Source organism: Desulfonatronospira sp. MSAO_Bac3, from assembly GCF_003838035.1.
GTDB classification, from domain to species: Bacteria; Desulfobacterota; Desulfovibrionia; order Desulfovibrionales; family Desulfonatronovibrionaceae; genus Desulfonatronospira; species Desulfonatronospira thiodismutans.
This window is the reverse complement of sequence record NZ_QYZY01000040.1, coordinates 1-3,984: the sequence shown is the minus strand read 5'-3', so window position 1 is coordinate 3,984 and position 3,984 is coordinate 1. Positions and strand designations below refer to the sequence as shown.

Here is a 3,984-nt window from a genome sequence, read left to right as displayed (position 1 = left end):
CGGCTCTAGGGCCGCTTCGGCCCGGGCGTGAGATATTTCTTTGTTTTATTGGAAAAACTCCATTGCGGCCTTTTTTATTCCGTTTTTGCAAAGGCCCAGGTTTTGCCTTAATTCCTGGGGTGGACCGTGTTCCACGAAAAAATCCCCTATTCCCAGGCGCTTGACCCGGACTCCCTGAAGCAGGTCCTCATCCGCCAGAAATTCCAGAACTGCAGACCCGAATCCCCCGGCCAGTGCGTTTTCCTCCACCACCAGGAGACCTTTATAGTTTGCAGCCGCCTCTCTTAATTCCTGTAGGGGCAAAGGCTTGACAAAGCGGGCATTGACCACTCTCAGGGAAAGCCCGTCTTTCTCCATTTCTAACGCCGCCTCCAGGGCCGGGTACACCCGGCTGCCGATTGCCAGAATCACGCCATGGGTGCCTTCCTTCATCACTTCTGAACTGCCCATGTCCAGGGGGGCTGTTTCTCCGAGGTCCGCTCCTGTACCCACGCCTCTGGGGTACCTGACCGATACCGGCCCTGGATGCACCAGGGCGGTGGCCAGCATTCTCTGCAGTTCGGCCTCGTCTTTGGGGGCCATACAGATCATGTTGGGGATATGCCTGAGATATGAAAAATCAAAATTGCCGTGATGCGTAGGCCCGTCCTCTCCGACAATACCGCCACGGTCCAGGCAGAAAGTTACCGGCAGGTTCTGCAGGCACACGTCGTGCACCACCTGATCATAAGAGCGCTGCAGAAAAGTGGAATAAATGGCCACTACGGGCTTGAGGCCCTGGGTGGCCATGCCGGCCGCAAAAGTGACCGCATGCTGTTCGCAGATGCCCACGTCGAAAAACCTTTCCGGAAACCTCTCCGCAAAAGCGCCCAGCCCTGTTCCCTCGGGCATGGCAGCGGTTATGGCCACGATACTGTCATCTTTTTCCCCGAGTTCACACAGGGTCCGGCCGAAGACATCAGTGTAGCTGGGCAGGCATTCGCCGTCCGGTTTCTTCCTGGCCAGGCCGGTTTCAGGCTCAAAGCAGCCCACCCCGTGATAGAAGGTGGGGTTCTCCTCTGCCGGTTTGTAGCCCTTTCCCTTCCTGGTCATTACGTGCACCAGGACTGGTCCCTGCAGGGTCTTAGTCTGTTCCAGTATCCGGGAAAGAGAAGTTATGTTGTGCCCGTCCACCGGTCCTATATAGTTGAATTTGAGGGCTTCAAACAAAATGCCTGGAGTGAAGAAGTTTTTCAGGGATTCTTCGCTCTTTCGGGCGTAATTGAGGATGTCGTCCCCGATTCTGGGAATCTGGCGCATGAAACTTTCAAAGTCCTTCTTGAAGCGTACCATCCACCTGGAGGAAAGATTACTGCTCAAGAATGACGACAGGGCTCCGACATTCCTGGCTATGGACATCTCATTGTCGTTTAAAACCACCACGAGGTCCCTGTCCAGGTCCCCGGCCTGGTTCAGACCTTCAAAAGCCAGACCAGCGGTCATGGATCCATCACCGATTATGGATAATACTTTCTGATCCTTATCCAGTATGTCCCCGGCAACGGCCATGCCCAGCCCTGCGGAAATGGAGGTGCTGGAGTGCCCCACGGCAAAATGATCAAAACTGCTTTCCACGGGTCTTGGAAAGCCGCTGATCCCCCCCCGGGCGCGAAGCGTATGGAAGCTGTCCCGCCTGCCGGTGAGTATCTTGTAGGCGTAGGCCTGATGTCCCACATCCCAGATGATTTTATCCTTTGAAGGATCAAAGACCTTGAGCAGGGCCAGGGTCAGCTCCACCGTACCCAGGGAAGGAGCCAGGTGGCCTCCATTGGTGGATACGACGCTTATGATAAGCTCTCTGACTTCCCGGGCCAGCCTGTTGAGCTGTGTCAGGGAAAGCCCCCGGATATCTTCAGGGGATGCCAGTCCCGCCAGTATAGGTTCTTCTTGAGAGGTCATATCTGTACTTGATGCTGGAATGTTTAAAGGCCGGATACGCCCGAAATTCTGAGACGTATCCGGCCCTGTTGTCTGAAGCAGCCTGACCTATATGCCCAGCTTCTGTGATACTTGCGCCATGGCCTGCTCCTGTTCCTCATAAGTGGCGAAGCCCGCCTGGTGCAGGGCGTCGTCAATGGTAACCTGCCAGTCCCAGTTGGCATAAATCACCGGCTTGTGGAAGATATTGCGGAATTTGTAGAGTTCCTGGCGGTAAAAATCCTCCTTTCTGGAGCCCAGGTGAGAGTAAAGCTGCTCGTGCAGCCTGGCAGCTTCTCCCTCGTACCATTCCATGAGATCCTTGCTGGAGGAGTATTTTTTGAGGATATGCTCGTAGTTGTTCTCTTTAAGCAGTTCGTAGAGCCTTTCCAGGTGCTGTTTCTGCAGCCAGGCCCCCATGTCCTTGAGCTTGATGTTTTCCTTTTCCGTCTTGGCGAATTCTTCCTTGGTCTGGGCATAAGTATCCGGAACCACCGAAGCAGAGATAATTCCCGAGATGCAGACCAGGCCGCGGATGATCTTGCTGTTGGAAACGCCCTGTCCGCAGAAGCCGACTTTCTTGCCGAACTTCTGCCCGGTGAAGATGGTCACCAGGATGGACCAGACCACTGCCGGGTCCTCTTCGTCGTAGATGTGCCCCAGCCTGGAATTGTCCCGGTCCGTACCCAGAACCAGCTGGGTCATGTCGTTGGAACCGATGGAAAAACCGTCGAATTCCTTGATGAACTCCTTGGCGATGATGGCGTTGCTTGGAATCTCGGACATCTGGATGATCTTGAGCCCGTCTTCACCTGAACGCAGCTTGTGTACATCCGAAAGGTAGCGCTTCATGCTCCTGGCCTCTTCAAAGGTGCGCACAAAGGGCAGCATGAGCTGAAGATTGCTGCCTCCAAAGGCACCCCGGGCCAGCTTGAAGGCTTCCAGCTCCCAGTCATGGATATCCCTGGATACTCCGCGGTAGCCAAGCATGGGGTTGTCTTCGTAATGCTCGAAAAGCATGCCCCCCATGAGGTTTCGGTACTCGTTGGTCTTGTAGTAAGTGGTGCGGTAGATGATTTCCCTGCCGTAAAAGGCCATGGCAAAAAGGGCCAGTCCCTGGGACAGGGTCTGGACATAAAGCTCCTTGCCGGTTCTAAAGCCGCGGCTGGTGATGTGGTCATGGATGTTTTGGGGCAGGTCGCGCACTGTATCCATTTCGTTTTTGAGCCCCACCTTCTGGGCCACGTCTGTTCTAAGGTCCTGTATGTTCTTGAGGTGCTCCTGAACCACGGGATCATGCTTCACCCGCTTTTCAATGCGGCTGATATCCTCTTCAAGCTCCTCTTTTTTCTGTACTGTTTCCGGGTCATCTCCCACAAGAAGCATAAGCTGGTCCGCATAACCCATGATTATGGCAATATGTTCCTTCAGGTCCAGGGATGTCTTGAGTACTTCCAGTCTTTTGGTGGCCAGATCAATATGTTCGTCCAGCTTTTTGTCCAGCTCCCTGAGCTGCCTGTGCATGGCCAGGACTTCGTCAGTGCCCTTGGCCCCCTTCTGATCGGTCATCTGGCTCATGCGCTCTTCAAGCCCGGATATTATCCCTACATACCTTCTAAGGTTGAGATCCAGGCTCACCAGCCCTGCGGTGAGCTGGTCCCGGACCACCTTGGTAAGCTCGTTTTCCATCTCCTTGAACTTCTTGTTCACCACCGAGTCCAGATAGCCCTTGTCATAGGCGTCGAGAGCCTGGGGATGGACCCCGATGTTGGCCAGCATGAATTCCGCCCGCAGAAGCCCCACTTCAAAATCAGGCATGCGGCGCAGCCTGGACAAAAACAGGGCCTGACCCACATCGGCAAGAATAAGGCCTACCTTGGTCTTGGTGGCCGGCAACTTGCCCACGTCTATCTCGCCGCCCACCTCTTCCAGGGGTACCAGGCCGCGGTAGACAAGCCCCCTTGAGCCGTCTACGGTCACCTCCTGGCCGTCCAGGGCCCGCAGGGCCTCCAGCCTCTTGATGCCGAT

The 3,984-nt window shown here is 55.1% G+C and carries 2 protein-coding genes; both read right to left on the bottom strand.

From position 1 onward, the window contains the following. Positions 1–45: 45 nt before the first annotated feature. Entirely contained in the window at positions 46–1,938 is a 1,893-nt protein-coding gene (gene dxs, locus D5S03_RS01315; protein ID WP_287042449.1) for a 1-deoxy-D-xylulose-5-phosphate synthase, read from the bottom strand. Positions 1,939–2,025: 87 nt separating this feature from the next. Continuing rightward, on the bottom strand, positions 2,026–3,984 hold a 1,959-nt coding region (locus tag D5S03_RS01310; RefSeq protein ID WP_353745141.1), incomplete at its 5' end, for a putative PEP-binding protein.